The sequence below is a fragment of the Streptomyces sp. NPDC091682 genome, from assembly GCF_044756625.1.
GTDB lineage: Bacteria > Actinomycetota > Actinomycetes > Streptomycetales > Streptomycetaceae > Streptomyces.
Window position 1 is genome coordinate 138808 of record NZ_JBIVTH010000007.1, and the last position, 24485, is coordinate 163292.

Annotated in this window: 20 protein-coding genes; 17 read left to right on the plus strand and 3 right to left on the minus strand. The window is 71.4% G+C overall.

What is annotated here, in order from left to right:
- The first annotated feature begins 38 nt into the window (after positions 1–38).
- The 8 genes from ACIQK6_RS17985 to galE all read left to right on the plus strand — a co-directional run bounded on the left by ACIQK6_RS17985 (position 39) and on the right by galE (position 11508).
- Positions 39–1181, plus strand: a complete 1143-nt coding sequence (locus ACIQK6_RS17985) for a hypothetical protein (RefSeq protein WP_402695071.1) — start codon at positions 39–41, stop codon at positions 1179–1181.
- A gap of 110 nt (positions 1182–1291) precedes the next feature.
- Positions 1292–2071, plus strand: a complete 780-nt coding sequence (locus ACIQK6_RS17990; RefSeq protein WP_329102101.1) for a TIGR03936 family radical SAM-associated protein — start codon at positions 1292–1294, stop codon at positions 2069–2071.
- Positions 2072–2306: 235 nt separating this feature from the next.
- Positions 2307–6203, plus strand: a complete 3897-nt coding sequence (locus tag ACIQK6_RS17995; RefSeq protein WP_329102103.1) for an Rne/Rng family ribonuclease — start codon at positions 2307–2309, stop codon at positions 6201–6203.
- A 283-nt stretch (positions 6204–6486) separates the two neighbouring features.
- The gene (rplU, locus tag ACIQK6_RS18000) at positions 6487–6807 is read left to right on the plus strand and encodes a 50S ribosomal protein L21 (RefSeq protein ID WP_030013082.1); all 321 of its coding nucleotides are present in this window, start codon (positions 6487–6489) and stop codon (positions 6805–6807) included.
- A 13-nt stretch (positions 6808–6820) separates the two neighbouring features.
- A complete protein-coding gene (rpmA, locus tag ACIQK6_RS18005; protein WP_030013081.1) occupies positions 6821–7075 on the plus strand; it encodes a 50S ribosomal protein L27 in 255 nt (84 codons plus the stop codon).
- A gap of 180 nt (positions 7076–7255) precedes the next feature.
- The gene (obgE, locus tag ACIQK6_RS18010) at positions 7256–8701 is read left to right on the plus strand and encodes a GTPase ObgE (RefSeq protein ID WP_329102105.1); all 1446 of its coding nucleotides are present in this window, start codon (positions 7256–7258) and stop codon (positions 8699–8701) included.
- 70 nt (positions 8702–8771) lie between these two features.
- A complete protein-coding gene (locus ACIQK6_RS18015) occupies positions 8772–10394 on the plus strand; it encodes a glycosyltransferase family 2 protein (RefSeq protein WP_329102107.1) in 1623 nt (540 codons plus the stop codon).
- A gap of 100 nt (positions 10395–10494) precedes the next feature.
- Entirely contained in the window at positions 10495–11508 is a 1014-nt protein-coding gene (gene galE / locus ACIQK6_RS18020; RefSeq protein WP_402695072.1) for a UDP-glucose 4-epimerase GalE, read from the plus strand.
- 98 nt (positions 11509–11606) lie between these two features.
- On the opposite strand, the gene ACIQK6_RS18025 is transcribed toward galE, so the two are convergent.
- Both ACIQK6_RS18025 and ACIQK6_RS18030 read right to left on the minus strand, forming a co-directional pair.
- Positions 11607–12779 carry a glycosyltransferase gene (locus ACIQK6_RS18025; protein ID WP_402695073.1) on the minus strand — a complete coding sequence of 391 codons (1173 nt, stop codon included), beginning with the start codon at positions 12777–12779 and terminating at the stop codon, positions 11607–11609.
- Positions 12776–15655: a CDP-glycerol glycerophosphotransferase family protein gene (locus ACIQK6_RS18030; protein WP_402695074.1), complete on the minus strand. Its 2880-nt coding sequence runs from the start codon at positions 15653–15655 to the stop codon at positions 12776–12778. The genes ACIQK6_RS18025 and ACIQK6_RS18030 overlap by 4 nt, the downstream gene beginning before the upstream one ends.
- Positions 15656–15843: 188 nt before the next feature.
- On the opposite strand from ACIQK6_RS18030, the gene ACIQK6_RS18035 reads away from it, so the two are divergent.
- The 7 genes from ACIQK6_RS18035 to ACIQK6_RS18065 all read left to right on the plus strand — a co-directional run bounded on the left by ACIQK6_RS18035 (position 15844) and on the right by ACIQK6_RS18065 (position 22421).
- Positions 15844–16845: a glycosyltransferase family 2 protein gene (locus tag ACIQK6_RS18035; RefSeq protein WP_329102115.1), complete on the plus strand. Its 1002-nt coding sequence runs from the start codon at positions 15844–15846 to the stop codon at positions 16843–16845.
- Positions 16842–17273 carry a GtrA family protein gene (locus ACIQK6_RS18040; protein ID WP_266596542.1) on the plus strand — a complete coding sequence of 144 codons (432 nt, stop codon included), beginning with the start codon at positions 16842–16844 and terminating at the stop codon, positions 17271–17273. Before ACIQK6_RS18035 ends, ACIQK6_RS18040 begins: the two co-directional genes overlap by 4 nt.
- Before the next feature lie 106 nt (positions 17274–17379).
- On the plus strand, positions 17380–18507 hold the full coding sequence (gene proB, locus ACIQK6_RS18045) for a glutamate 5-kinase (protein WP_329102118.1): 1128 nt from the start codon (positions 17380–17382) through the stop codon (positions 18505–18507).
- A gap of 34 nt (positions 18508–18541) precedes the next feature.
- Positions 18542–19009: a hypothetical protein gene (locus tag ACIQK6_RS18050; protein WP_402695140.1), complete on the plus strand. Its 468-nt coding sequence runs from the start codon at positions 18542–18544 to the stop codon at positions 19007–19009.
- A 234-nt stretch (positions 19010–19243) separates the two neighbouring features.
- A complete protein-coding gene (locus ACIQK6_RS18055; protein ID WP_329102123.1) occupies positions 19244–20527 on the plus strand; it encodes a glutamate-5-semialdehyde dehydrogenase in 1284 nt (427 codons plus the stop codon).
- A gap of 77 nt (positions 20528–20604) precedes the next feature.
- Positions 20605–21156 carry a hypothetical protein gene (locus ACIQK6_RS18060; RefSeq protein ID WP_329102125.1) on the plus strand — a complete coding sequence of 184 codons (552 nt, stop codon included), beginning with the start codon at positions 20605–20607 and terminating at the stop codon, positions 21154–21156.
- Between the two features lie 68 nt (positions 21157–21224).
- On the plus strand, positions 21225–22421 hold the full coding sequence (locus ACIQK6_RS18065) for a hypothetical protein (RefSeq protein WP_329102127.1): 1197 nt from the start codon (positions 21225–21227) through the stop codon (positions 22419–22421).
- Here the strand turns inward: ACIQK6_RS18065 and ACIQK6_RS18070 are convergent.
- Positions 22405–23481, minus strand: a complete 1077-nt coding sequence (locus tag ACIQK6_RS18070; RefSeq protein ID WP_402695075.1) for a M48 family metallopeptidase — start codon at positions 23479–23481, stop codon at positions 22405–22407. The two genes, ACIQK6_RS18065 and ACIQK6_RS18070, sit on opposite strands and share 17 nt — an antisense overlap.
- Before the next feature lie 140 nt (positions 23482–23621).
- Between ACIQK6_RS18070 and ACIQK6_RS18075 the strand changes: the two genes are divergently transcribed.
- Together ACIQK6_RS18075 and nadD are read left to right on the plus strand one after the other, a co-directional pair.
- On the plus strand, positions 23622–23789 hold the full coding sequence (locus ACIQK6_RS18075; protein WP_033224011.1) for a hypothetical protein: 168 nt from the start codon (positions 23622–23624) through the stop codon (positions 23787–23789).
- Between the two features lie 73 nt (positions 23790–23862).
- Positions 23863–24480 (plus strand): nicotinate-nucleotide adenylyltransferase, encoded by a 618-nt coding sequence (nadD, locus tag ACIQK6_RS18080; RefSeq protein WP_328790472.1) that lies wholly within the window; start codon positions 23863–23865, stop codon positions 24478–24480.
- Positions 24481–24485 lie beyond the last annotated feature (5 nt).

The window sequence follows — 24485 nt, forward strand, 5'->3', positions numbered from 1 at the left end:
CCGCAACGGGTGGGGGCCTCTGCCGTGTCCTTCCCTGCATGGAAACAGACAAGCGGCCTCCGTCCGGCGGTGGCGACGGGTGCCTGGTGGGTGTCATCAGGATCCCCGTGAAGATCGTCGCCGTACTTGTCGTACTGCCCGTACGAGTGGTCTGGGAACTGCTGGTCGCCGGGGGCCGGGCCGTGCACCGGCACGTCCTCGCGCCGCTGTACGTCCATGTCCTCGCGCCGCTGCTCCGCGCCCTGGGGTGGCTGCTGACCACCCTCCTCAAGCTGGTCTTCGTCTGGCCGTGGGTCGGGCTGTGGCGGTACCTGATCGTTCCGGTCGGCCAGGGGCTCGCATGGGGGTGGCGGGGTCTGTACGACCAGGTGCTGGCGCCGGCCGGGCGGTTCCTGATCGCCTACCTGCTGCGTCCGCTCGGCGCGGCGCTGGCCTGGGTCGGCCGGGGCGGCATGCGCTACCTGCTCGCGCCCCTCGCCAAGGGCGTCGGTTGGATCGGATGGGCCCTGGGCATGACGCTGTTCGTGTGGCCGTGGGTCGGGCTGTGGCGCTACCTGCTCGCGCCCGTCGGCCGCGGGATCGGGTGGCTCGCCGCCGCGGTCTACCGGTACGTGCTGACCCCCGTCGGGCACGGCCTCGTATGGCTGGCGGTCTCGGTGTTCCGGTATCTGTTGCGGCCGGTCGGGCTGGGTCTCGTGTGGTTCGTGGTCGCGGTGTACCGGTACGTGCTGACTCCCGTCGGGCACGGTCTCGTATGGCTGGCGGTCTCGGTGTCCCGGTATCTGTTGCGGCCCGTCGGGCTCGGCATCGTGTGGCTGGCCGTCGCCCTGTACCGGTACGTGCTCGCTCCCGTCGGACGGGTCCTCGTATGGGCCTGGCACGTGGCCGGGCGGATCGTCGGCGCCCTGTGGCGCGGGCTCAAGCGGGTCGGCTGGGTGTTGGTCGGATGGCCCGCCTCCCGGGTGTACCGGCACGTGCTCACCCCCGTCGGGCATGCCGTGCGCGAGGTCTGGCGGACCGGGCGCGCCGCGGTCCGCGAGGCGCGCGCCACCGTACGCCGCGCGCTGTTCGGTGCTCCTCCCGTGGAACCGTCGAGGTCACGGGCGCGTACTCTGGGTAGTACGACAGCCGCCGACGCGGCACCCGCTGACGAGATCTCCCTGCCCCGACGGCAGGGGTGAGCCGGAGCGGGTCGACAGACCTCAGGGCGACGTGCGAGCCGCGGAGCCCCGCACAAGGAGAAGAACCACTGGGCAAGCGACAGCCCGAAGGCCCGCCTCCCGCACCGGTGGTGCAGCGCATCCGACTGCGCTACACCAAGCGCGGCCGCCTCCGGTTCACCAGCCACCGTGACTTCCAGCGTGCCTTCGAGCGGGCCCTGCGCCGCGCCGAGGTGCCGATGGCGTACTCGGCCGGCTTCACCCCGCACCCGCGCGTCTCGTACGCGAACGCCGCCCCGACCGGCACCGGCAGCGAGGCCGAGTACCTGGAGATCGCCCTCGCCGCGCCCCGCGACCCGCAGAAGCTCCGGGAGCTGCTCGACGAGTCGATGCCCACCGGACTCGACATCATCGACGCCGTCGAGGCCCGCACCTCGGGCCTCGCGGACCGGCTGACCGCCTCCGTGTGGGAGCTGCGCCTGGACGGAGTGGAGCTCGCCGAGGCCGAGCGGGCCGTGGAGGTCTTCCTCGCCGCCGAGACCGTGGAGGTGCAGCGCCGGACCAAGAACGGAATGCGGACCTTCGACACGCGTGGCGCGGTCGTCAGTCTCGAAGCGCTTCCCGCCCCGGCTGATAGGCCGCTGGACAATGCCTGTGCGATACTGCGCCTGGTTGTTCGGCATCTGACACCTGCCGTGCGACCCGACGACGTCCTGTCCGGTCTCCGAGCTGTGGCCGACCTGGCGCCGCCGGTCCCCTCAGCGGTGACCAGGCTGGCGCAGGGGCTCTTCGACGAGGAGTCCGGCACGGTGACCGACCCGCTCGCGCCCGACCGCGAGGCTGACACGGCCGCTCCACCCACGGCCGCCGTAGCAGCCGACGCGAAGGCGCCGGAAGGTCCCGCCGCGTAAGGAACGCCGTCGTCGCGCAGCCCTGGTACTCGGGAGCCACCTGGGTCGGGCCGCGCACAGACCTGAAGACTTCCGCCAGGCCGTACGGACAAGACGTACGGAACCGGCGGCCATGGACTACAGCTCCCGTGTGGCGAACGCGCCCCGGAGGCCGGTTCCGCGCTCATTGCGCGGAGCCGTGCCGGACCGGAAGTCAGCCGCGGCGCCCGGGAGCGTGACGGGAGAACCGCCCGCAATGCTCAACAACGAAAACGACATCACTCCTGCTGGTAGCGCCGACAACGGCAGCCCCAGCGACAACCTGCCGCCGCGCCGTCGCCGCCGTGCCGCCTCCCGGCCCGCGGGCCCGCCCGGTGGCGCCGTCGCCGAGACGGCCCCGGTGACCGAGGCCGCCCCGGCCTCCCCCGCAGAAGAGGCCGCTCCGGCCGCCGCCCCCGCTCGCCCCCGCCGCCGCGCGACCCGCGCCGTGGCCGCCCCGGCGACCTCGGCCGCCGAGGCCGTCGTCGCCGAGACCCCGGCCGCCGAGCCCGTGGCCGCGCCGGTCGTCGAAGAGGCTCCGGCCGCTCCGGCCCCGCGCACCCGCCGTCGTGCCACCCGCGCCGTCGCCGCTCCGGAGGCTCCCGCCGCCGAGGCTCCGGCGCCCGTGGTCGAGGAGGAGGCTCCGGCTGCTCCGGCGCCGCGTGCCCGTCGTCGTGCCACCCGCGCTGTCGCGGCTCCGGACACTGAGGCTGCGGCCGTGGTCGAGGCTCCGGCAGTCGAGGTTCCGGCGCCCGTGGTGGAAGAGGCTCCGGCTGCTCCGGCGCCGCGTGCCCGTCGTCGTGCCACCCGCGCCGTCGCCGCTCCGGCCACCGAGGCCGCTGCCGTGGCCGAGGCTCCCGCCGCCGAGCCGGCGCCCGTCGTGGAGGAGGCCCCCAAGGCCGCCCGCGCCGTGACCGTCGCCGACGCCGTGGACTCGCCCAAGCGCGGCGGCCGCCGCCGCGCCACCCGCTCCGCCGCTCCGGCCGCCGCCCCGCAGCCCGTCGCCGAGAGCGCCGAGCCCGCTGCTCCGGCCCGCGCCCGCCGCGCCGCTCGTCCCGCCGTGGCCGTCTTCCAGGCCCCGGTCTTCGCCGAGCCGATGTTCCAGACCCCCGAGACCGCTGCCATGGCCGCCGCTGCCGCTCGCGCCGCCGCCCCGGCCGAAGAGGTCGAGGAGGAAGAGGAGACCGAGCTCGAGGCCGAGGTCACCGCGGCTCCCGTCGCACAGCCCGCCGGTCGCCGCCGGCGCCGTGGGCGCGGCGCCGCCGAGGCCGCTCCGGTCGCCGAGACCGCCCCGGTCTCCCTCCCCGAGGTGCTCGCGGAGGAGCCGGAGGCCGAGGCCGCCGAGCTCGACGAGGAGTCCGCCGAGTTCGAAGAGGGCGACGAGTCGGGCGAGCGCCCGTCGCGCCGCCGTCGTCGCGGTGGCCGTCGTCGCCGTCGCGGTGAGGCCGCCGACCTCGACGAGTCCGCCGAGGACGAGGCCGAGGCCGCCGAGCAGGAGACCGCCGAGCGGGACGCCGAGGAGGAAGAGGACGAGGAGGCCGACGAGGCCCTCGGCTCCAGCTCCAGCCGCCGTCGCCGTCGCCGCCGTCGCCGTAGTGGCGAGGGCCCGGCCGAGACCGCCGAAGCGGGCGACGAGGACGGCGTGCGCACCGTCGTCAAGGTCCGCGAGCCGCGCCCCGCGCGGGAGAAGACCGAGTCCTCCGACGAGGTCCAGTCCATCAAGGGCTCGACCCGCCTGGAGGCGAAGAAGCAGCGCCGCCGCGAGGGCCGCGAGCAGGGCCGCCGCCGGGTGCCGATCATCACCGAGGCCGAGTTCCTGGCCCGCCGCGAGGCCGTCGAGCGCGTCATGGTCGTCCGCCAGGCCGGCGAGCGCACCCAGATCGGCGTCCTCGAGGACAACGTGCTCGTCGAGCACTACGTCAACAAGGAAGAGGCCACCTCGTACGTCGGCAACGTCTACCTGGGCAAGGTCCAGAACGTGCTGCCGTCCATGGAGGCCGCCTTCATCGACATCGGCAAGGGCCGAAACGCCGTCCTGTACGCCGGTGAGGTCAACTTCGAGGCGCTCGGCATGGCCAACGGGCCGCGCCGCATCGAGTCCGCCCTCAAGTCCGGCCAGTCGGTCCTGGTGCAGGTCACCAAGGACCCGATCGGCCACAAGGGCGCCCGCCTGACCAGCCAGGTCTCGCTGCCCGGCCGCTACCTGGTCTACGTGCCCGAGGGCTCGATGACCGGCATCAGCCGCAAGCTGCCCGACACCGAGCGCGCGCGTCTGAAGACCATCCTCAAGAAGATCGTCCCCGAGGACGCGGGCGTCATCGTGCGCACCGCCGCCGAGGGCGCGAGCGAGGACGAGCTGCGCCGCGACGTCGAGCGTCTGCAGGCCCAGTGGGAGGACATCCAGAAGAAGTCGAAGCAGATCTCGACCTCTTCGCCGAGCCTGCTGTACGGCGAGCCGGACATGACCGTCCGCGTCGTGCGCGACATCTTCAACGAGGACTTCTCGAAGGTCATCGTCAGCGGCGACGGCGCCTGGGAGACCATCCACGGCTACGTGAACCACGTGGCCCCGGACCTGGCCGACCGGCTGTCCCGCTGGACCTCCGAGGTCGACGTCTTCGCGACGTACCGGATCGACGAGCAGCTCGCCAAGGCGCTCGACCGCAAGGTGTGGCTGCCCTCGGGCGGCTCGCTTGTGATCGACAAGACCGAGGCGATGATCGTCATCGACGTCAACACCGGCAAGTTCACCGGTCAGGGCGGCAACCTCGAAGAGACCGTCACCAGGAACAACCTGGAGGCGGCCGAGGAGATCGTGCGCCAGCTGCGGCTGCGCGACCTGGGCGGCATCGTCGTCATCGACTTCATCGACATGGTCCTGGAGTCCAACCGCGACCTGGTCCTGCGGCGCATGCTGGAGTGCCTGGGCCGCGACCGTACGAAGCACCAGGTGGCCGAGGTCACCTCGCTGGGCCTGGTCCAGATGACCCGCAAGCGGGTGGGCCAGGGTCTGCTGGAGTCCTTCTCCGAGACCTGCGTCCACTGCAACGGCCGCGGTGTCATCGTGCACATGGAGCAGCCGACCGCGATCGGTGGCGGTGGCAACGGCAAGCGCTCCAAGCGCCGCGGCGGCCGTGCCGAGTTCGACCAGCACGACCACGAGGTCGAGACGGTCGAGGCGGTCGAGCCCGAGGCCTTCGAGTCCGAGGCGGAGGTGGCTGCCGAGGCGGCCGCGCCGCGCGCCCTGCCCGAGCCGGAGTTCGTCGCGGACGAGGAGCTCTACAGCAGCCCGGCCGAGGCCGAGGCCGCTGCGGGCATCAGCGGTCGCCGCAACCGGCGCCGTGCCACCCGTAAGGCCACCGCTCCGGCGGGCGCCCCGCGCGGTGCGGTCGCCCCGGCCCAGGCTCCGGTGCAGGCCCCGGCCCCCGTGGTCGTGGACGAGCCGGTGACCGAGCCGGCCGAGACGGTGCTGGAGCCCGCTCCCGAGTTCGTCGCCGAGACCGCCCCGGCCGCCCCGGTCGCGGAGGTCGTGGAGACGGTCGAGGAGGCCGCGCCGAAGGGCCGTACCCGTCGCCGCGCGACCCGTAAGGCCACCGCGCCGGCGGGCGCCCCGGCCCCCGCGGCCGAGGTGGCACCGGAGCCGGAGCCGGTCGTCGTGCCGGAGCCGGAGCCCGTCGTCGAGCCGGAGCCCGAGGCCGTCGCCGTCGCCGAGGTCGAGGAGGCCCCCGTCGCGGAGGCCGCTCCGGCCCGTCCGCGCCGTCGTGCCACCCGCAAGGCCACCGCGCCCGCCGGTTCCCCGGCCGGCGCGGCAGAGGCCGCCGTGGTGGTCGTCGAGGCCCCGTCGCCCGCCGAGGAGGCAGCCGAGGCGCCCGCCGAGGAAGCCGCACCGGCGGTCGAGGAAGCCGCACCGGCCAAGAAGGCCGCCAAGAAGGCCCCGGCCAAGAAGGCGACCGCGGCGAAGAAGGCCCCGGCCAAGAAGGCGGCGGCCGCCAAGAAGACCGTGGCCAAGAAGGCGGCCACGACCAAGAAGACCGCGGCGAAGCGGGCGACGAAGAAGACCGCGGCGGCGGAGCAGCAGACGCCTCCGTCCGTGTCGGCTCCGACCGAAGCCTGATCCACCGCTGAGTGACACAGCGTCCGTGGGCCCCGCCGAGTGGCGGGGCCCACGGCCGTACGGGCCCGGTTTGACCCTCCGGAACCGGCCCCGTAACCTAGACCGTCGGCGTGTCTTAGAGAGCGCCGCGCTCCTGAGCACCTTCCTCACGTTCCGCACGCGCAAGCGGCGGGCGCGAGAGGCCGCTCGTCCAATCCGGATCGGTGCGGTTCCGTCTTCTCGGCGGGGCTTGCCTGAGCGGCTGGCTTCAGGAGCATCCGTCCCGAGTGAGAGAGAGATCCGCGTGTACGCCATCGTGCGCAGCGGTGGTCGCCAGCACAAGGTTGCTGTCGGCGACATCGTTGAGGTTGACAAGATTTCCACTGCCAAGGTTGGCGACACGGTCGAGCTCTCGACCCTGCTCGTTGTCGACGGCGAAGCCGTGACCAGCGACCCGTGGGTCCTGGCCGGCATCAAGGTCACGGCCGAGGTTGTGGACCACCACAAGGGCGCCAAGATCGACATCCTGCGCTACAAGAACAAGACCGGCTACCGCCGTCGCCAGGGTCACCGCCAGCAGTACACGGCGATCAAGGTCACCGGTATCCCCGCGGCTGCGAAGTAAGAGGGACTGAGACATGGCACACAAGAAGGGCGCATCGTCCACCCGGAACGGGCGCGACTCCAATGCCCAGCGGCTCGGCGTGAAGCGCTTCGGCGGTCAGGTCGTTTCCGCTGGTGAGATCCTCGTCCGCCAGCGCGGCACCCACTTCCACCCGGGTTCGGGTGTCGGTCGTGGTGGCGACGACACGCTGTTCGCGCTGCAGGCCGGTTCGGTCGAGTTCGGCACGCACCGTGGCCGCAAGGTCGTCAACATCGTTCCGGCCGCCTGATCCAGCTCCTGCTGATCTAGCGCGTTCGTAACTTCCCGAGGGCGGATCTCAGCTCTTCCCGGCGCAAGCCGGGAAGAGAGGTCCGCCCTCGGCGCGTTGTCATACAGACCACGTTTTAATGGGCAGGGGTAGTCATACGTCCTGCCCGGGACATTCCCGTATGTATCTGGAGGAACACCCATGACCACCTTCGTGGACCGCGTCGAGCTGCACGTCGCCGCGGGTAACGGGGGCCACGGCTGCGCCTCCGTTCACCGGGAGAAGTTCAAGCCGCTCGGCGGCCCCGACGGTGGAAACGGCGGCCGTGGCGGCGACGTCATCCTGGTGGTGGAGCAGGCGATCACCACGCTGCTGGACTACCACCACAGCCCCCACCGCAAGGCCACGAACGGCAAGCCCGGCGAGGGCGGCAACCGCTCCGGCAAGGACGGCCAGGACCTGGTCCTGCCCGTGCCGGACGGCACCGTCGTCCTCGACAAGGAGGGCAACGTCCTCGCGGACCTGGTCGGCCAGGGAACCACCTACGTGGCCGCCGAGGGCGGTCGCGGCGGTCTCGGCAACGCCGCGCTCTCCTCCGCCCGCCGCAAGGCCCCCGGCTTCGCGCTCCTCGGTGTCCCCGGCACCACCGGCGACATCGTCCTGGAGCTCAAGACCGTCGCCGACGTGGCGCTGGTCGGCTTCCCGAGCGCCGGCAAGTCCTCGCTGATCTCGGTGCTCTCCTCCGCCAAGCCGAAGATCGCGGACTACCCCTTCACCACCCTCGTCCCGAACCTGGGCGTCGTCACGGCCGGTTCCACGGTCTACACGATCGCCGACGTCCCGGGCCTGATCCCCGGCGCCAGCCAGGGCCGTGGCCTGGGCCTGGAGTTCCTGCGGCACGTCGAGCGCTGCTCGGTGCTGGTGCACGTCCTGGACACCGCCACGCTGGAGTCCGACCGCGACCCGATCGCCGACCTCGACGTCATCGAGGAGGAGCTCAAGCTCTACGGCGGCGGCCTGGAGAAGCGTCCGCGCCTCGTCGTCCTCAACAAGGTCGACATCCCGGACGGCCAGGAGCTCGCCGACATGGTCCGCCCGGACCTGGAGGCCCGCGGCTACAAGGTCTTCGAGGTCTCCGCGGTCGCCCGTACGGGTCTGAAGGAGCTTTCCTACTTCCTCGCCGAGGTCATCGCCAAGGCCCGCGCCCGCAAGCCGAAGGAGGAGGCGACCCGCATCGTCATCCGCCCGAAGGCCGTGGACGACGCCGGTTTCACCGTCACCTACGACGAGGTCGAGGACGTCTACAAGGTGCGCGGCGAGAAGCCGGAGCGCTGGGTCCGCCAGACCGACTTCAACAACGACGAGGCCGTCGGCTACCTGGCCGACCGCCTCAACCGCCTCGGTGTCGAGGACGCGCTCAAGAAGGCCGGCGCCCGCGCCGGTGACGGCGTGGCCATCGGCTCCGACGAGAACGCGGTCGTCTTCGACTGGGAGCCGACCATGATGGCCGGCGCCGAGATGCTGGGCCGCCGCGGCGAGGACCACCGGATGGACGCGCCGCGCCCGGCCACGACGCGCCGCAAGGAGAAGGAAGCCAAGCGCGGGGACTCGGCGCAGCAGGAATACGACGAATTCCGGCCGTTCTGATCCCCTCGCGAGGGACTTGTGCCCGGAAGGTTTGAATGCGCCTTTACGTGGGTCGCCTAGGATCTTCCGGGTGAACAGCAGCAACCTACCCACCGTGTCCGTCGTGGTCATCGCGTACAACGACGCCGGTCTCGTGGGCGAGGCCGTTTCCTCGGCCCTCGCCCAGGGCCCGGTGGTCGCCGAGGTCATCGCGGTGAACGACGCCTCGTCCGACGGCACCGCACGGGTGCTGGACGAACTGGCCGCAGAGCACCCCCGCCTCAAGGTCGTGCACCGGACGGAGAACAGCGGGGGGTGCGGCACCCCGCGCAACGACGGGATCGCGACTGCTTCCGGCCGGTACGTGCTCTTCCTCGACAGCGACGACGTCCTGCCGCCGGGGGCCGCCGAAGCCCTCGTGCGCACCGCCGAGGAACACCGCGCCCCGGTCACCGTCGGCGCGGCGGTACGGCGCGAGCTACCCCAGCACCACGACGTCCCGTGGATGCCGGGGCTGCACACGCCGGGCGAGGTGATCGAGCGGCCGGTGGACCGGCCCGAGCTCGTCCGCGACACCCTCTGCGTCAACAAGCTGTACGAGCGCGCCTTCCTCCAGGAGCACGGCCTGCGCTTCCCCGATGGCCGGTTCATCTACGAGGACTTCGTCTTCACCGCCCGCGTGCTCGCCGCGGCCCCCCGCATCGCCGTCACCGGCGACCTCGTCTACGTCTGGCACGTGCGCCGCAGCGCGGCCCAGGTGTCGATCTCCCTGGACCGCAAGGACGTCGGGAACTGGCGCTCCCGCATCGAGGCCCACCGCACGGCCGCCCGGATCCTCGCCGAGGCCTCCCCGGTGCTGGGCAGCGCCTGCCGGGTGAAGTTCCTCGAGTACGACCTGCGCATGTACCTGCGCGAGCTCGGCCGGGACCCCGAGTACCAGGCCGCCTGGTGGACCCTGACCCGCGAATACGTCGACACCTTCCCCGAGGCCGACATCGAGTCCGCCGCGGCCCACGCCCGCTGGATCGTTTCCGTGCTGCGCGCCACCGCGACCCCGCCCGCCGATGTCGAGCGGCTCACCCGGCTGGCCGCCGAACCGCCGCGGCTGCTGCCCCCGTACGCGACCGGTCCCACCGGAGTTCCGGTGTGGAGCGAGGAGCTCCCGGTCGAGCTGGCGGGTCTCTCCGCGCTGCCGGTCGGCGAGCTGCCCGTCACCGTCGACGCCGAACCGGCCGGCCGCGCCGCCGTCCGGATCCGCGTGCACGACCTGTACGGGCGCCTCGCCGAGGCCGGGCCCGTCACCGCGCAGCTGAGCTTCAAGCTCCGTGCGGGCGGCGAGGCGGTCTTCGCGCAGCCGGTCGAGCTGCACTCCGACCCCGACCGCAGCGGCGGCTGGATCGCCGTGTTGCCGTTCCGCCTCGCCGATTTGGCCGTCACGGGCCGCCGCCAGGGGGTGCGCAGGATGCAGGCGTGGAACGTCGGGGTGGGCGTGCAGTGTGCCGACGGGAGCTCGGTGTTCACCTCCTTGCGCCCCCGGGGCCGACTGCTTCGCCGTCGGGCGCTGCCCAGCAGCCGGTACGGTGTGCTGCTGGCGCAGCCCTACCGGACGGGGGCCGGCGCCCTCGCGCTGCGCCTCGCGCCCGGCGCCGAGGGCGCGCTGTACCTCGTGCGCAACCGCCTCGACCGGGCCCGGGCGGGCCGTGGGGCGGGCTGAGGCCCCGTAGGCGGTCCCGGCCGCAGGCCTGCACACCGCCGCGCCCTCGATCCCGAAGTCGGACAGGACCAAGAAGTCGGACAGGACCAAGGAGACACACATGACGTTTCTGATCACCGGTGGCGCCGGATACATCGGCGCGCACGTCGTCCGCGCGATGCGGCTCGCGGGGGAGGAGGTCGTCGTCTTCGACGACCTCTCCACGGGCGACGAGGACCGCGTACCGGAAGGCGTCCCGCTGGTGGTCGGCTCCGTCCTCGACCGGCTGGCCGTGGAGGAGGTCATCCGCAAGCACAAGATCACCGGCGTGGTGCACCTGGCGGGCAAGAAGCAGGTCGGCGAGTCCGTCGAGAAGCCGATGTACTACTACCACGAGAACGTGCAGGGCCTGGCCGTCCTGCTCCAGGCCGTGGCCGACGCGGGCGTCCGCAACTTCCTCTTCTCCTCCTCCGCCTCCGTCTACGGCATGCCCGACGTGGACCTGGTCACCGAGGACACCCCGTGCAAGCCGCTGAGCCCCTACGGCGAGACCAAGCTGGCCGGAGAGTGGCTGGTGCGCGCCGCGGGCAGGGCGCACGGCATCTCCACCGCCTGCCTGCGCTACTTCAACGTGGCGGGCGCCGCGACCCCCGAGCTCGCCGACACCGGCGTCTTCAACCTGGTCCCGATGGTCTTCGAGCGCTACGACGCCGGCCAGGGCGCCAAGATCTTCGGTGACGACTACCCGACCCCCGACGGCACCTGCATCCGCGACTACATCCATGTCGAGGACCTCGCGGAGGCCCACGTGGCGGCCGCCCGCAAGCTCGCCGAGTGGGCCGCGGCCGGCGACTACAAGGACCTCACCGTCAACATCGGGCGCGGCGAGGGCGTCTCGGTCGCCGAGATGGTCGCGCTCATGAACAAGAGCACCGGGCACGACATCGCCCCCGTGATCAGCCCGCGCCGCCCCGGCGACCCGGCGAAGGTCGTGGCCTCGGCCGACAAGATCACCGGGGAGCTGGGCTGGAAGGCCCGGCACGACGTCCGCGAGATGGTCGTCTCCGCCTGGGCGGGCTGGGAGGCCAACAAGGTGGCCCGCAAGGACGTCCACCGGGACGTCCACAAGCCCTGACCGGCCGGGAAGACGAACCGCACGTGCCGTATGTGAAGCAGCCCGCCCCGGACGCGTCCGGGGCGGGCTGCTTCACATCGGTGCCGTGGAAGGTGCGGTCAGCGCTCCAGGAAGGAGAACAGCTCTTCCCACCGGTCGGTGATCTCGGGGCTGGAGTAACGCTTGACCGAACGGAAGGCGTTGTCCCCGAGCCGGTCGCGCAGCTCGCGGTCGGCCATCAGCTCGCGCAGGTGCCCGGCCAGCTCCATCGTGTTGCCCAGCCGGGCCAGCAGCCCGTCCTCGCCGTGCTCGACGATCTCCCGTACGCCCGGCGCGCAGTCGAAGGCGGCCGGCGGCACGCCCGCCGCCATCGCTTCCAGCAGCGTGATCGGGAAGCCCTCGGCCCGTGAGGCCTGGGCGAAGACCGAGGCTCCGCGCAGGGCGCCCAGTACGTCGGCGGTGCTTCCCATCCACTCCACGGAGTCGTCCAGGCCCAGCGAGGTGCAGTACGCCTTCAGCGTCGCCTCCTCCGTGCCCGCCCCGTAGATCCGCAGGGTCCAGTCGGGGTGGTGCGGTGCGACGTCCGCCCAGGTGTCGAGCAGCAGGTCGACGCCCTTCTCGAAGGCGAGGCGGCCGACGCACGCCACGACCTTCTCCGTGCGGGGCGCGGGGGAGTCGGGCATGAAGGGCAGCGGGTTCGGCATGCTCCCCACGTTCTCCATGCCGGCCCGGATCCACAGGTCCGCGTCCTCGGCGGTGAGCACCAGCAGCCGGTCGACCTGCGGGTAGAAGCGGCGGACCCGCTCCCCGCGGGTGGACTTCTGGCTGGCCTCGAAGGACTCGTGGCTCATCCCGATGACGGTGAGCCCCTTGGTGTCGGCGAGCGCCACCCACTCCATCGCCCAGACCTGGGTGACGATGACGACACCGCCCGGACGGGCTGCCCGCAGCAGTTCGCTCAGCCGCTCCGCCTTGACCCGCATCTGCGCCCGCCGGGCTGCCTGGCGGCGCCGCTCGGGCGCGTTCAGCCGGCCCTTGATCCCGCGCAGCCGGCGGGCCGACGGCGGGTGTGCGTCGTAGAGCGTGGTCATCTCGTACGGCAGACCCTGCGGCAGCTTCTGCCGGATGTCGTCGGCGACCGGGGCGATGCCCACGATGTGCACCCGGTGGCCGCGGTCGGTGAACTGCCGGGCCATCTGGTGCGACCAGGTGGTCACGCCGCCGATCTCGTCGACGTTGTTGGAGACGATGAAGATGTCACGGCCGCCCGGGGTGGCGGTCTGCTGGCTCACTTGCCGCTCCTGGTGAAGAACTTCTCTACGATCTGGCGGGCTGCGTCCCCGCGGTCGTACTCGCCGAACTCGGCGAGGAAACGCTGCCGTGCCTGGGCGTACTTGACGTCGGCCTCCTCGAAGGCCGCGAGGGCCTGGAGGAGTTCGTCCGCCGTGGCCACCACCGGGCCCGGGGCCTTCTCCTTCAGGTCGAAGTACGTGCCGCGGATGTCGGTGGCGTACTTCTCGTAGTCGTACGCGAAGAACAGCATCGGCCGGTCCAGGACCGCGTAGTCGAACATCACGGACGAGTAGTCGGTGATCAGACCGTCGGCGAGGGCCAGCAGCGGGGTGATGTCGTGGTGCCGGGACACGTCGATGACGCGGCCCGCGACGGACGGCGGCAGCGAGACGCTGTTGAGGTAGTGGGTCCGCACCAGCAGCGTGAAGCGGTCGCCGAGCCGGTCCGCGAACTCCTCCACGTCGAAGGGGAAGGCGAAGCCCTCCACCGCGCCGTCCGCGCCCGCCCGGAAGGTCGGCGCGTACAGCAGCACCTTCTTGTCCGGGTCGATGCCGAGCTCGCCCGCGAGGGGCCCGCGCACCCGCTCACCGCTGTTCGACTCGGCCCGGTGCACCTCGACGAGGGCGTCGTTGCGCGGGTAGCCCGTGCGCAGCAGCACCTCGTCGCGCAGCCGGAAGCCCTTGGCGAGGGTGCGGGTGTCGTGCTCGGAGCGGATCAGGAAGTGGTCGAAGCGGTCCACGGCCGCCTGGAAACGGGCCTGGCCGGCCCGGCCCTGCGCCTTGGTCCGGGGCTCGTGGAAGCCCATCCGCTTGAGCGCCGAGCCGTGCCAGGTCTGGATGTACGTGGTGCCCGGGCGCTTGGCCAGCGCCAGCGGGAAGCCCTGGTTGTCGACCCAGTACTCGGCCTGCGCGAGGGCGCGCAGGTACGGCCAGCTCCAGCGCTTGACCAGGGTGGCCTCCTTGGGGAAGCCGGTGGGCTTGGCGCCCGCGTACGACCAGATCGCCTCGAACGGCGCGCCCTGGCGGACCAGCTCCTCGTAGATCGCCTTGGGGCTGTCGCTGTACTGCTTGCCCATGTGGCTCTCGAAGACGACCGTGCCCTTCTTGATCGGCAGCTTCGAGAAGACCTCGTGGTAGACCTTCACCTTCTGCTCGCCGGAGCCCATGTTGCGGCGGGCCCGCAGTGCCTTGCGCAGGCCCCGCTTGACCACGCCGGCCGCCTTGCCCTGTATGGCGTTGTTGATCAGCGACTGGGTGCGGACGGCGGCGGCGCCCTCGGCGCTCAGCACGTAGCTGAGATTGCCCTTCTTGGTCATCTGGGGCCCGAAGCGGTCGGAGACCAACCGGGTCAGCCGCGGGCGCACGCGCAGCCGGGCCGCCGACTCCAGGTCGACCCCGCCGATCGCGACACGAGTGGTGATCCGTTCGCCGCCCGCGGTCAGCTTGAGGCGGACGTCCCAGACGGCGTCGATGATGCCGAGCGGACGGACCGTGCTCGCGACGTCGGCGGTGCCGGTCCACTCGATCGTGTCACCGGCGTGGCGGACGGTTTCCACCGGGAAGCTGAAGGAGCGCACGCCGATCTGCCGGCGGGCCCGGAACTCCAGCGTGGCCTTCAGCGCCGCGTCGGCCGGGATCCGGCCCAGCGGGTTCACCACGGAGCCGGACAGGGTGACCGTGCCGCGGCCGTCGTCCTCGTAGGAGGTGAGCCGGTTGCCCAGGGTGAGGGAGGTGAGCGGCGTGGTGTGGAAGGCCTGCTCGGTGACGTCCAGTATCCGGCGGGCCTCGGCACCGTCGGGACCGTCGATGTGCTGCGCGCACCAGTAGACGCGCCCGTCGCGCTCGGCGAGGGGGGAGGTGAGCCGGCCCTTGTTGGTCATGGCGTCGGCGGCCGGGAGCAGGTTGTCCCAGTCCTCCTTGCCCAGCAGGTACGCGCAGATCGCCTGGAGGTACGTGACGTTCTCGTACGCCGCCGGGTCGATCCCCTCCAGGTAGCCGTTGGCGAGGCGGGCGAACTCCTGGCGGTATTCGTCGCTCAGCAGCGGCAGGTCGCGCAGGTGCAGGACGAGGTCGTGCTTGAGGAACTTGGCGTCCTTCGCGGACTTGATGTCCGTGTGGCCCTTTTCGGCCAACAGGGCGTCGACGCGGCGGTGGATCTCCATCCGGTGGACGAAGTTCGCGATCTCGTGGCGCCGGTTGCTGATCGACAGGGCCGCGGCCTTCTCGACCACGTTCCAGTAGTAGACGTGGTTCGGGATCAGCGTGATGCGGCGGGCGGCCACGTAGGCCTGCGCGGAGAACAGCAGGTCCTCGTAGTGGATGCCGACCGGGAACTCCAGTCCCTGCTCCAGCAGGAACGCGCGCCGGTAGCACTTGTTCGTGGAGAGGGTGTCGTAGACCAGCAGGTCGGGATACTCGGTGATCGACTCCAGGGTGCGGGTGCGCGAGTAGATCCAGGGGTACCACTCGGTGGTCTTGCCCCACCGGTTGTCGAGGTGCACGCGTACGCACATGCCCGCGACCAGGTCGGATCCGGTCCGCTCGGCGGCGTCCAGCATGTTCCGGCAGGCGTTGCGCTCCAGCACGTCGTCGCTGTCGAGGAACATCACGTACGTTCCGGTGGCCTGCTGGATGCCGTGGTTGCGCGGCGCACCGCAGCCGCCGCTGTTCTCCGGCAGCTGGAAGGCGCGCACCCTCCCCGGATGTGCAGATTCCAGTTCCTGGGCGACCGCGTACGAGCGGTCCTTGCTGCAGTCGTCGACGATCACGACTTCGACGCTGTGCAGGGTCTGGTCCAGAACCGACCGGACTGCTGTCGGCAGACGCTCTGCGTCGTTGTAGACGATGACGACCACGGAGACGTCGGGCACGTGCACCTCGATCCCTTCGTTTCGTTTCGTTTCGTTCAGCTGATTCCGCTTATCTCGTCCACGCTACCGTGTGCCGCCCTCGACTCCCGCAGCCCGACTCCCGCTCGACCCTCGCCGTGCATACTTCTAAGGAAGAGGTGTGAGGAGGGTCCGGCCGCCGACAATCACCCGTTCGGATCCAGCAGGAAGTGTTCATGACGAAGCTGTCCGTAGTTGTCCCCTGCTTCAACGAAGAAGCCGTCATCGACAGCTTCGATGTGGAGATCCGGAGGGTCCTGGACGCCCTCCCCGTCGAGTACGAGGTCTGCTACGTCGACGACGGAAGCCGCGACGGCACCCTCGACAAGCTCCGGAAGATCGCCGCCGAACACGGCGAAGAGACCCGCTACGTCTCCTTCAGCCGGAACTTCGGCAAGGAGGCCGGCATGCTCGCGGGTCTGCGCGAGGCCACGGGCGACGCCGTAGTGATCATGGATGCGGACCTCCAGCACCCGCCGGAGCTCATCGCGACCATGCTGGAGCACTACCGGCAGGGACACGACCAGATCATCGCCCGCCGCACGCGCGAGGGCGACAAGAAGCTCCGCTCCGCCCTCAGCAGCCTCTACTACCGGGGCGTCAACCGCTGGGTCGACGTGGAGCTCACCGACGGCGTCGGTGACTTCCGCATGCTTTCGCGCCCGGCCGTGGACGCCCTGCTGTCGCTGCCGGAGTACAACCGCTTCTCCAAGGGGCTGTTCTCCTGGATCGGCTTCGACACCGTCCACTTCGACTACCGCAACGCGCAGCGCGAGGCCGGCGAGACGAAGTGGAAGTTCGGCGCCCTGCTGAACTACGGCATGGACGGCCTGATCTCCTTCAACAACAAGCCGCTGCGCATCGGGATCTGGTTCGGCGTGTCGCTGGTCGCCCTGACCGGCCTGTACGCCCTGTGGATCACGATCATGGCGATCACCAACGGCGTCGAGTCCCCGGGGTACGTCACCCTCGTGGCCATCATCACAGGCCTGGGCGGCGTACAGTTGATCATGTTGGGCCTGATCGGCGAGTACATCGGCCGCATCTACTACGAGGCCAAGCGCAGGCCGCACTTCCTGGTGAAGGAAGCGCACGGAGCACAGCCGCTCCCGCGGACCGACGACCGGCCGGCGGCCCCGGTCGCAGAGCCTACGATCGTGGAGCGCAGCGCCCGATGAGCCGCAAGGACCAGCTCGGCCAGGTGTTCAGATTCGCCCTCGTGGGCGGAGTCAACACCGGCACCTTCTTCGTCATCTACCTGCTCCTGCACCCGTGGATGCCGTACTTCGCCGCCTACTCCCTCGCCTTCGTCCTGGCGATGGTCGGCTCGTTCTTCATGAACACCTACTTCACCTACCGGACCCGGCCGACCTGGAAGAAGTTCTTCCTCTTCCCGCTGACGAACATCACCAACTTCGTCATCCAGTCCGTCGGCCTCTACGCGCTGGTGACCTGGGCCGGGATGGACACCCGGATCGCCCCCCTGGTCGCAGCGGTCGTGGCCATCCCGTTCACCTTCCTGCTCTCCCGCAAGATCCTCGTCCCGGGTGCCGCCCGGGCCGAGGAGGCCCCCGTCGTGGAGGCGGGGTCCTCGTCCAGGGTCTGAAACCCCCGCGCAGCCCCGCGCGCCCACCCCGTAGATTGAGACGGCAGGCATCTCGGCGACGCGCATTTCGCCGACGGGCATTTCGGCAAGGGGCAAGGGGACAGACGTGTCAGCGGCTAGGCAAGGTGTCGTGGACGCCCGCAGGATCGTGGTCAAGGTCGGCTCCTCCTCCCTGACCACCGCGGCCGGCGGACTCGACGCGGACCGGGTGGACGCGCTCGTCGACGTCCTCGCCAAGGCCCGCAGCGGAGGCGAGAAGGAGATCGTCCTCGTCTCCAGCGGAGCCATCGCCGCCGGACTCTCGCCGCTCGGCCTGCGCCGGCGGCCCAAGGACCTGGCCCGGCAGCAGGCCGCCGCGAGCGTCGGCCAGGGCCTGCTCGTCGCCCGCTACACCGCCTCCTTCGCCCGGTACGGCGTCCGCGTCGGCCAGGTGCTCCTCACCACCGACGACACCAGCCGCCGGGCCCACTACCGCAACGCCTACCGCACCCTCGACCAGCTGCTCGCCATGGGCGCCCTCCCCGTGGTCAACGAGAACGACACCGTCGCCACGGACGAGATCCGCTTCGGCGACAACGACCGGCTGGCGGCCCTCGTCGCCCACCTCGTCCGTGCCGACCTCCTCGTCCTCCTCTCGGACGTGGACGGCCTCTACGACGGCGACCCCTCCCAGCCCGGCACCACGCGCATCGAAGAGGTCCGCGGGCCCGAGGACATCGCGCACGTCTCCATCGGCAGCGCCGGCAAGGCCGGCGTGGGCACCGGAGGCATGGTCACCAAGGTCGAGGCGGCCCGGATCGCGGCCGCGGCCGGGATCCCCGTGGTGCTGACCTCCGCGAGCCAGGCCGCCGACGCGCTGGCCGGACGGGGGACCGGCACGCTGTTCCACGCCACCGGGCGCCGCTCGGCGGACCGGCTGCTCTGGCTCCAGCACGCGTCGACCCCGCAGGGGCACCTGGTCCTGGACGACGGCGCCGTCCGCGCGGTCACCAAGCGCGGGAGCTCGCTGCTGCCCGCCGGGATCGCGGCGGTCGAAGGCGACTTCGTCGCCGGGGACCCGGTGGAACTGCGCTCCGCGGACGGCCGCGCCGTGGCCCGGGGCCTGGTCAACTTCGACGCCAAGGAACTCCCGCAGCTCCTCGGCCGCTCCACTCGCGAGCTCGCGCGGGAACTCGGACCCGCGTACGAGCGGGAGGTCGTCCACCGGGACGATCTCGTCCTGCTGGAGGGCTGAGGTTCGGTAAAAGCGGAGCGCGGCGGCCCGTGGACTGGTCAACTGTGAGGGGCGGGCGGACCCGCGCGGCGGAGACAGGAGGCGACTGGTGAGACGAGCGCTGACCAGCGTCGGCACGGGGGACGGTGACGGCGGCGGTGGCGGGGAGGAGCAGGATCACGCATCGCGCCTGTGGCACGTGACCCTGAGCGTCTCCGGCAAGCCGGCCCGGCTGTCCGAGGTCCGGCGCGGGCTGGAGCAACTGGCCCACGACCATCCCTTCCTGCTGACCAGCCGGTACGCCGAGGACCACGCGGAGATCCGGTACTGGGAAGAGGCCCGGGACCTCCACGACGCGGCGGCCGTCGCCCTGCGCCTGTGGGGCGAGCACCGCTCCTCGGCGCAGCTCCCGCCCTGGGAGATCGTCGGCCTGGAGGTCATCGACCGCGCCACCTACCACCAGCGCGTGGCGGAGGGCTACGGCCCGCCCCCGGCCCACCCGGTGGGCGTCCACCCGTACTAGCCCCGGCTCTTTCAGCCCCTCCGGCGTTTGAGGAGCTGGGTCCGGGTGGAGCCCCGCGTACCTTTCAGCCCGTCCGGCGATTGAGGACCGGGTCCGGGCAGGGCCCGGGGAAACGGCGAAAGGGCGGGGCGGGGAGAGGGCCCCGCGCAGCGGCCCCGTAGACGGCCGGCGCCCGCCGTCTCGGGGGGTGGAACCCAGACGGCGGCGTACCGCCGGGGGATTACCCTGGGCGGCATGACCTCGCTCGATGCCGCCACCGCCACCTCGCCCGTCCTCGCCACCGCGCAGCGGTCCCGCACCGCCGCCGCGGCGATCGCCCCACTCCCGCGGTCCGCCAAGGACACCGCCCTGCTGGCGATCGCGGACGCGCTGGAGGCCCGTACGGCCGAAATCATCGCCGCCAATGCCGTGGACACGGACAAGGCCCGCGCCGCCGGCACCAGCGAGACCGTCATCGACCGCCTCACCCTCACCCGGGAGCGGGTCGCCGCCATCGCCTCCGACGTCCGCGACGTCGCCGCCCTCCCCGACCCCGTCGGCGAGGTCGTCCGCGGCAACACCCTCCCCAACGGCATCGACCTCCGGCAGATCCGCGTCCCGCTCGGCGTCGTCGGCATCATCTACGAGGCCCGCCCCAACGTCACCGTCGACGCCGCCGCCCTCTGCCTCAAGTCCGGCAACGCGGTCCTGCTGCGCGGCAGTTCCTCCGCGTACTCTTCCAACACCGCCCTCGTCGCCATCCTGCGGGACGCGGTCGAGAGCGTCGGCCTGCCCGCCGACGCGATCCAGCTCGTCCCCGGCGAGTCCCGCGACTCCGTCCGCGAGCTGATGCGCGCCCGCGGCCTCGTCGACGTGCTCATCCCGCGCGGCGGCGCCTCCCTCATCAAGACCGTGGTCGAGGAATCCACCGTCCCGGTCATCGAGACCGGTACCGGCAACTGCCACGTCTACGTCGATGCCCAGGCCGACCTGGACATGGCGGTGGACATCCTCATCAACTCCAAGGCCCAGCGGCCCTCCGTCTGCAACTCCGCCGAGACCCTCCTCGTCCACCGCGATATCGCCGACGCCTTCCTGCCGCGCGCCCTCGACGCGCTCGCCGACGCCGGCGTCACCGTGCACGGCGATGCCCGGGTCCTCGGCGCCGCCGAAGGCAGCAAGGTCACCGCCCTGCCCGCCACGGACGAGGACTGGGCGGCCGAGTACCTGTCCTACGACATCGCCGCGGCAGTCGTGGACTCCCTCGACGACGCCGTCACCCACATCCGCCGCTGGACCTCCGGTCACACCGAGGCGATCGTCACCACCTCGCAGGCCGCCGCGCGCCGCTTCACCCAGCTGGTCGACTCGACCACGGTCGCCGTGAATGCATCCACTCGGTTCACGGACGGTGGCCAGTTCGGCTTCGGTGCGGAGATCGGCATTTCCACCCAGAAGCTGCACGCCAGGGGCCCGATGGGCCTTCCCGAGCTGACGTCCACCAAGTACATCGTCACCGGCGACGGTCACGTTCGGTAGTGACACCTCCAGCACGGTGTGGCCGAAATTCGGCGCACACCCTGCCCAAGGCGGCTCCCCAGGTCTAGGCTGTTGCCGTGCCGGACGACGTGGGGGGCAAGCCGTTCCCGGACGACGGGGAGCCCGACGACGACCGCGGAGGCGCGGATTTCGACTTCGCCTCCGTGGTGTTCGACGAGGACTTCGTCCGGAACGCCGAGATCCAGGAACCGAGCGCCGCCGAGCGCCAACGGGCGGCCGACCGAGCGCGCGCGGAGGCCGAAGCCGCCCGTGCCGTGGCCGGCGGCTGGACGGTCGACGAGGACCACGACAGCTACGGATACGGCCACCCCGACGGGTACGACGACGACCACGGCTGGGATCACGACCGCGGCTACGGATACCCGGACGGTCCGTACGGAGCCTACGGCGGCAGTCTGCGCCCCTACCGCGGCCGCGCACCCTGGCTGCGCCCCGTCGCGTGGGTGCTCGCCTTCCTGATGGGCCTCGGCATGGTCGCGCTCGCCTTCAGCGCCGTGTACCGCAGTGCCTCGGGCGAGGCGGACCCCGCTCCGGCTCCCGCCAGCACTCCCAGGGGTGAAGTCACCGGCGTCGGCGCGTTTACGTACCCCTCCGTTCGCCAACCCTGAAGGTACGACCCCACTCGCATACGCCGGAGCTGGGGGCTTCTCTGAAGCGGGGACAGCGGGGAGAAGCGATGGCCGTGCCAGGAGATCCACCCAACAGCACCCCCGAGGGCATGGGCGGGGGCGACGACGACTTCCGGCCGGACGAGTACCGGTCGGACGAGTACCGGTCGGTGGTGTTCGACGAGGACTTCGTCCGTGCCGCCCGGCTCCAGGAGTACTCCGCGCAGGAACGCATGGGCGAACACGCCCGTGCCGTGCGCAGCCGATCCATCTGGTCCGGTGGCGGCTCCACGTCCCGGACCAGCACCCCCGGCCGGGGTGCACGGCAGGGCATGTTGCTCGTGCTGCTCATCGCCACGGCCTTCGCCTTCGCCGTCTACATGGGGCTGCGCAACCCCTACGTACCTCCGTCCGGGGGACCCGCCCAGGCGCTCAGCAGCACCGTGGTCCCGCTCGCGCCGACCACCGACGTGCCCGGCGGGCGCCCCACCGAGCTGTACGCGAAGAGCCCCGCCGCCGACTACCGGGTCGGAGCGGCCGGCATCACGCTGCCCGCCGTGCGCCGCACGCACCACTTCACCGACGCCCAGGTCGTCGCCGCGCTGTCCATCGCCAAGGACTACCTGGTGCAGTCCTCGCTGGACCCCGACATCCTCGCCGGAGCGGCCTCCCGCCCGGTGCGCGTCCTGCTCGACCCCGACCAGCTGGCGCAGTTCGAACGCAGCATGACCTCGCCCTCCGGCGACGGCCGTCACGCGGCCACCGGCTGGCTGGTCCGCTTCGACCGGGACACCGCCGTCGTGGCCGACCCCCGGGTCCGGGTGAGCGGCACGCTCGCCTTCGAGGAGGTGGCCCCCGACGTCCTGGAGGTCACCACCGACCACACCTTCGTCTACGCCGTACGGCCCGCCACCGGATCCCCGGCCGCGGCCGACGGCGCCTCGCTCTTCACCGTCCGGCGCGAGCTGCGGCTGCGCTTCGACCGCGAGGACCTGACGGCCCGCCGGCTGGAGCTGGCCTCGGCCTACGTGATGGCCGGGCCGCAGGACTGCTCCGCCGACCCGGCCGGGGCCTTCCGTCCGCTCCTGGCCGGAGCCGGCCCGACCACGGTGGGCCCGGCCGCGAGCGACCCGTACGCCAGCGGCCGACCGCGGCGCACGGCCGGGCTGTGCGGTGTCCTGGCCTCGCCCGCGACCCCGGCCGTGAGCCCGCCCGCGACACCGCCCTCGCCCCCGCAGGCCGCTCCCGTCAGCCCTGCTCCGTAGGTCCTGCCTTGTCCTGCGGAGCGGTGCCGGCTCCGGTTCCGGCACCCGTGAACTTGTCGCGGAGCTTGCCACCCACGTCGGCCGCCCCGCCCGCGAGGTCACCGACGAACTTGAACAGCGGGTCCTTGCTGGTGCGCACCGCATCGGCGTAGTGCGCGGCGGACTGGCGGAAGGAGTCGGTCACCGAGGCGTCCTTGTCCTCCTCCCGCCGCGGGTAGTGGCCGTCCATGATCCGCTGGTGGTCGCGGCTCTCCGCCCACTTCTTCAGCTCGGCCGCCCGCACCGTGGTGAAGGGGTGCGTCCGGGGCAGCAGGTTGAGGATCTTCAGCACGGAGTCGCGCAGATCGCCGCTCGACTCGTACTCCTCGGCCTGGGCCAGGAAGGCGTCCACGTTCATCTCGTGGAGGTGATTGCCGCCCGCGATCTTCATCAGCCCCCGCATCGAGGCCTGCACATCTTGTCCCACCAGCAGCCCGGCCCGGTCGGCCGAGAGCTCCGACTTGCGGAACCACTCCCGCAGCGCGGTCACGATCGTCATGATCGCCACGTTTCCCAGCGGGATCCACGCGATCTTCAGCGCCAGGTTGGTCAGGAACAGCAGGATCGTGCGGTAGACGGCGTGCCCCGACAGGGCGTGGCCCACCTCGTGGCCCACCACCGCACGCATCTCCTCCTCGTCGAGCAGCTCGACGAGGCCCGTGGTCACCACGATGATCGGCTCGTCCAGTCCGATGCACATGGCGTTGGGGTTCGGGTCCTGCTGCACGTACATCTGCGGGACCTTCTCCAGGTCCAGGATGTAACAGGCGTCGCGCAGCATGGCGTACAGGTGCGGGAACTGCGTCTCGCCCACGCGGACCGACTCCGACAAGAACATCAGCCGCAGGCTCCGCTCCGGAAGCAGCCCGCTCAGCGCCTTGAACACCGTGTCGAAGCCGCTCAGCTTGCGCAGTGCCACCAGCGCGGAGCGGTCCGCCGGATGCTCGTACGCCCGTGACGAGATGCCGGGGAACCGCCTGCGATCCCGTGCCGGCACCTTCTCGAACCCTGTTTCCGTCATTGCGCCCTCCCCTGGATGGACCTGCTCGTCCCTGCGTCTATCCTCTCCAACGCCTGAGTCGGCGTGAGCGTGCCCCAGGCCCCCGCATACGATGTGAGCGAAGTCTCCGCCCGCTCCCCGACTCGATAGGTATCTGCCTGATGAGCCTCTCCACCACCGCCCACAACCTGGTCGTCCTCGCCTCGGAGGGGGCCGAGCAGCACGGCGGCAACCACGACAGCCTGAACCCGTACCTGACCGGCGGCGGTGCCTTCGTCATCCTGATGCTGATGCTCTGGGTCACCACGCGCCTGAACCGCGACCGCTGAACCGGCTGATCAGGCTGATCCGGCCGAACCCGTCGAGAACGACGCGTCCCCCGGGCCAGTAGGCTCTGCGCTCATGGGAGAGCAGGAGATGCCTACCGGTCCGGTCAAGCGCCGGCTCGGCGTGATGGGCGGGACATTCGACCCGATCCATCACGGACACCTGGTGGCCGCCAGCGAGGTGGCCGCCCTTTTCCACCTCGACGAGGTGATGTTCGTGCCGACCGGCGAGCCGTGGCAGAAGTCGCAGCGGGCCGTTTCGCCGGCCGAGGACCGCTACCTGATGACGGTCATCGCCACGGCCTCGAACCCCCAGTTCTCGGTGAGCCGCATCGACATCGACCGCGGCGGGCCGACGTACACCATCGACACCCTGCGGGACCTGAAGGCGCAGAACGACGACGCCGACCTGTTCTTCATCACCGGTGCCGACGCGCTCGCGCAGATCCTGACCTGGCGCAACGCCGAAGAGCTCTTCTCGCTCTCCCACTTCATCGGAGTCACCCGGCCGGGCCACGTGCTCACCGACGACGGGCTCCCGAAGGGCGGCGTCTCCCTGGTGGAGGTGCCCGCGCTCGCGATCTCGTCCACCGACTGCCGCGCGAGGGTGGCCCAAGGGGATCCCGTCTGGTATTTGGTGCCGGACGGCGTCGTGCGCTACATCGATAAGCGTGAGCTGTACCGGGGAGCCTGAGCTTC

Bases quoted from the DNA above. Each gene is read 5' to 3' on its own strand.
- rpmA (WP_030013081.1), top strand. From the start codon at position 6,821: ATGGCACACAAGAAGGGCGCATCGTCCACCCGGAACGGGCGCGACTCC.
- galE (WP_402695072.1), top strand. From the start codon at position 10,495: ATGACGTTTCTGATCACCGGTGGCGCCGGATACATCGGCGCGCACGTC.
- ACIQK6_RS18055 (WP_329102123.1), top strand. From the start codon at position 19,244: ATGACCTCGCTCGATGCCGCCACCGCCACCTCGCCCGTCCTCGCCACC.
- ACIQK6_RS18070 (WP_402695075.1), bottom strand. From the start codon at position 23,481: ATGACGGAAACAGGGTTCGAGAAGGTGCCGGCACGGGATCGCAGGCGG.
- nadD (WP_328790472.1), top strand. From the start codon at position 23,863: ATGGGAGAGCAGGAGATGCCTACCGGTCCGGTCAAGCGCCGGCTCGGC.
- ACIQK6_RS18040 (WP_266596542.1), top strand. From the start codon at position 16,842: ATGAGCCGCAAGGACCAGCTCGGCCAGGTGTTCAGATTCGCCCTCGTG.
- ACIQK6_RS18065 (WP_329102127.1), top strand. From the start codon at position 21,225: ATGGCCGTGCCAGGAGATCCACCCAACAGCACCCCCGAGGGCATGGGC.
- ACIQK6_RS18035 (WP_329102115.1), top strand. From the start codon at position 15,844: ATGACGAAGCTGTCCGTAGTTGTCCCCTGCTTCAACGAAGAAGCCGTC.
- ACIQK6_RS18075 (WP_033224011.1), top strand. From the start codon at position 23,622: ATGAGCCTCTCCACCACCGCCCACAACCTGGTCGTCCTCGCCTCGGAG.
- obgE (WP_329102105.1), top strand. From the start codon at position 7,256: ATGACCACCTTCGTGGACCGCGTCGAGCTGCACGTCGCCGCGGGTAAC.
- ACIQK6_RS17985 (WP_402695071.1), top strand. From the start codon at position 39: ATGGAAACAGACAAGCGGCCTCCGTCCGGCGGTGGCGACGGGTGCCTG.
- ACIQK6_RS17995 (WP_329102103.1), top strand. From the start codon at position 2,307: ATGCTCAACAACGAAAACGACATCACTCCTGCTGGTAGCGCCGACAAC.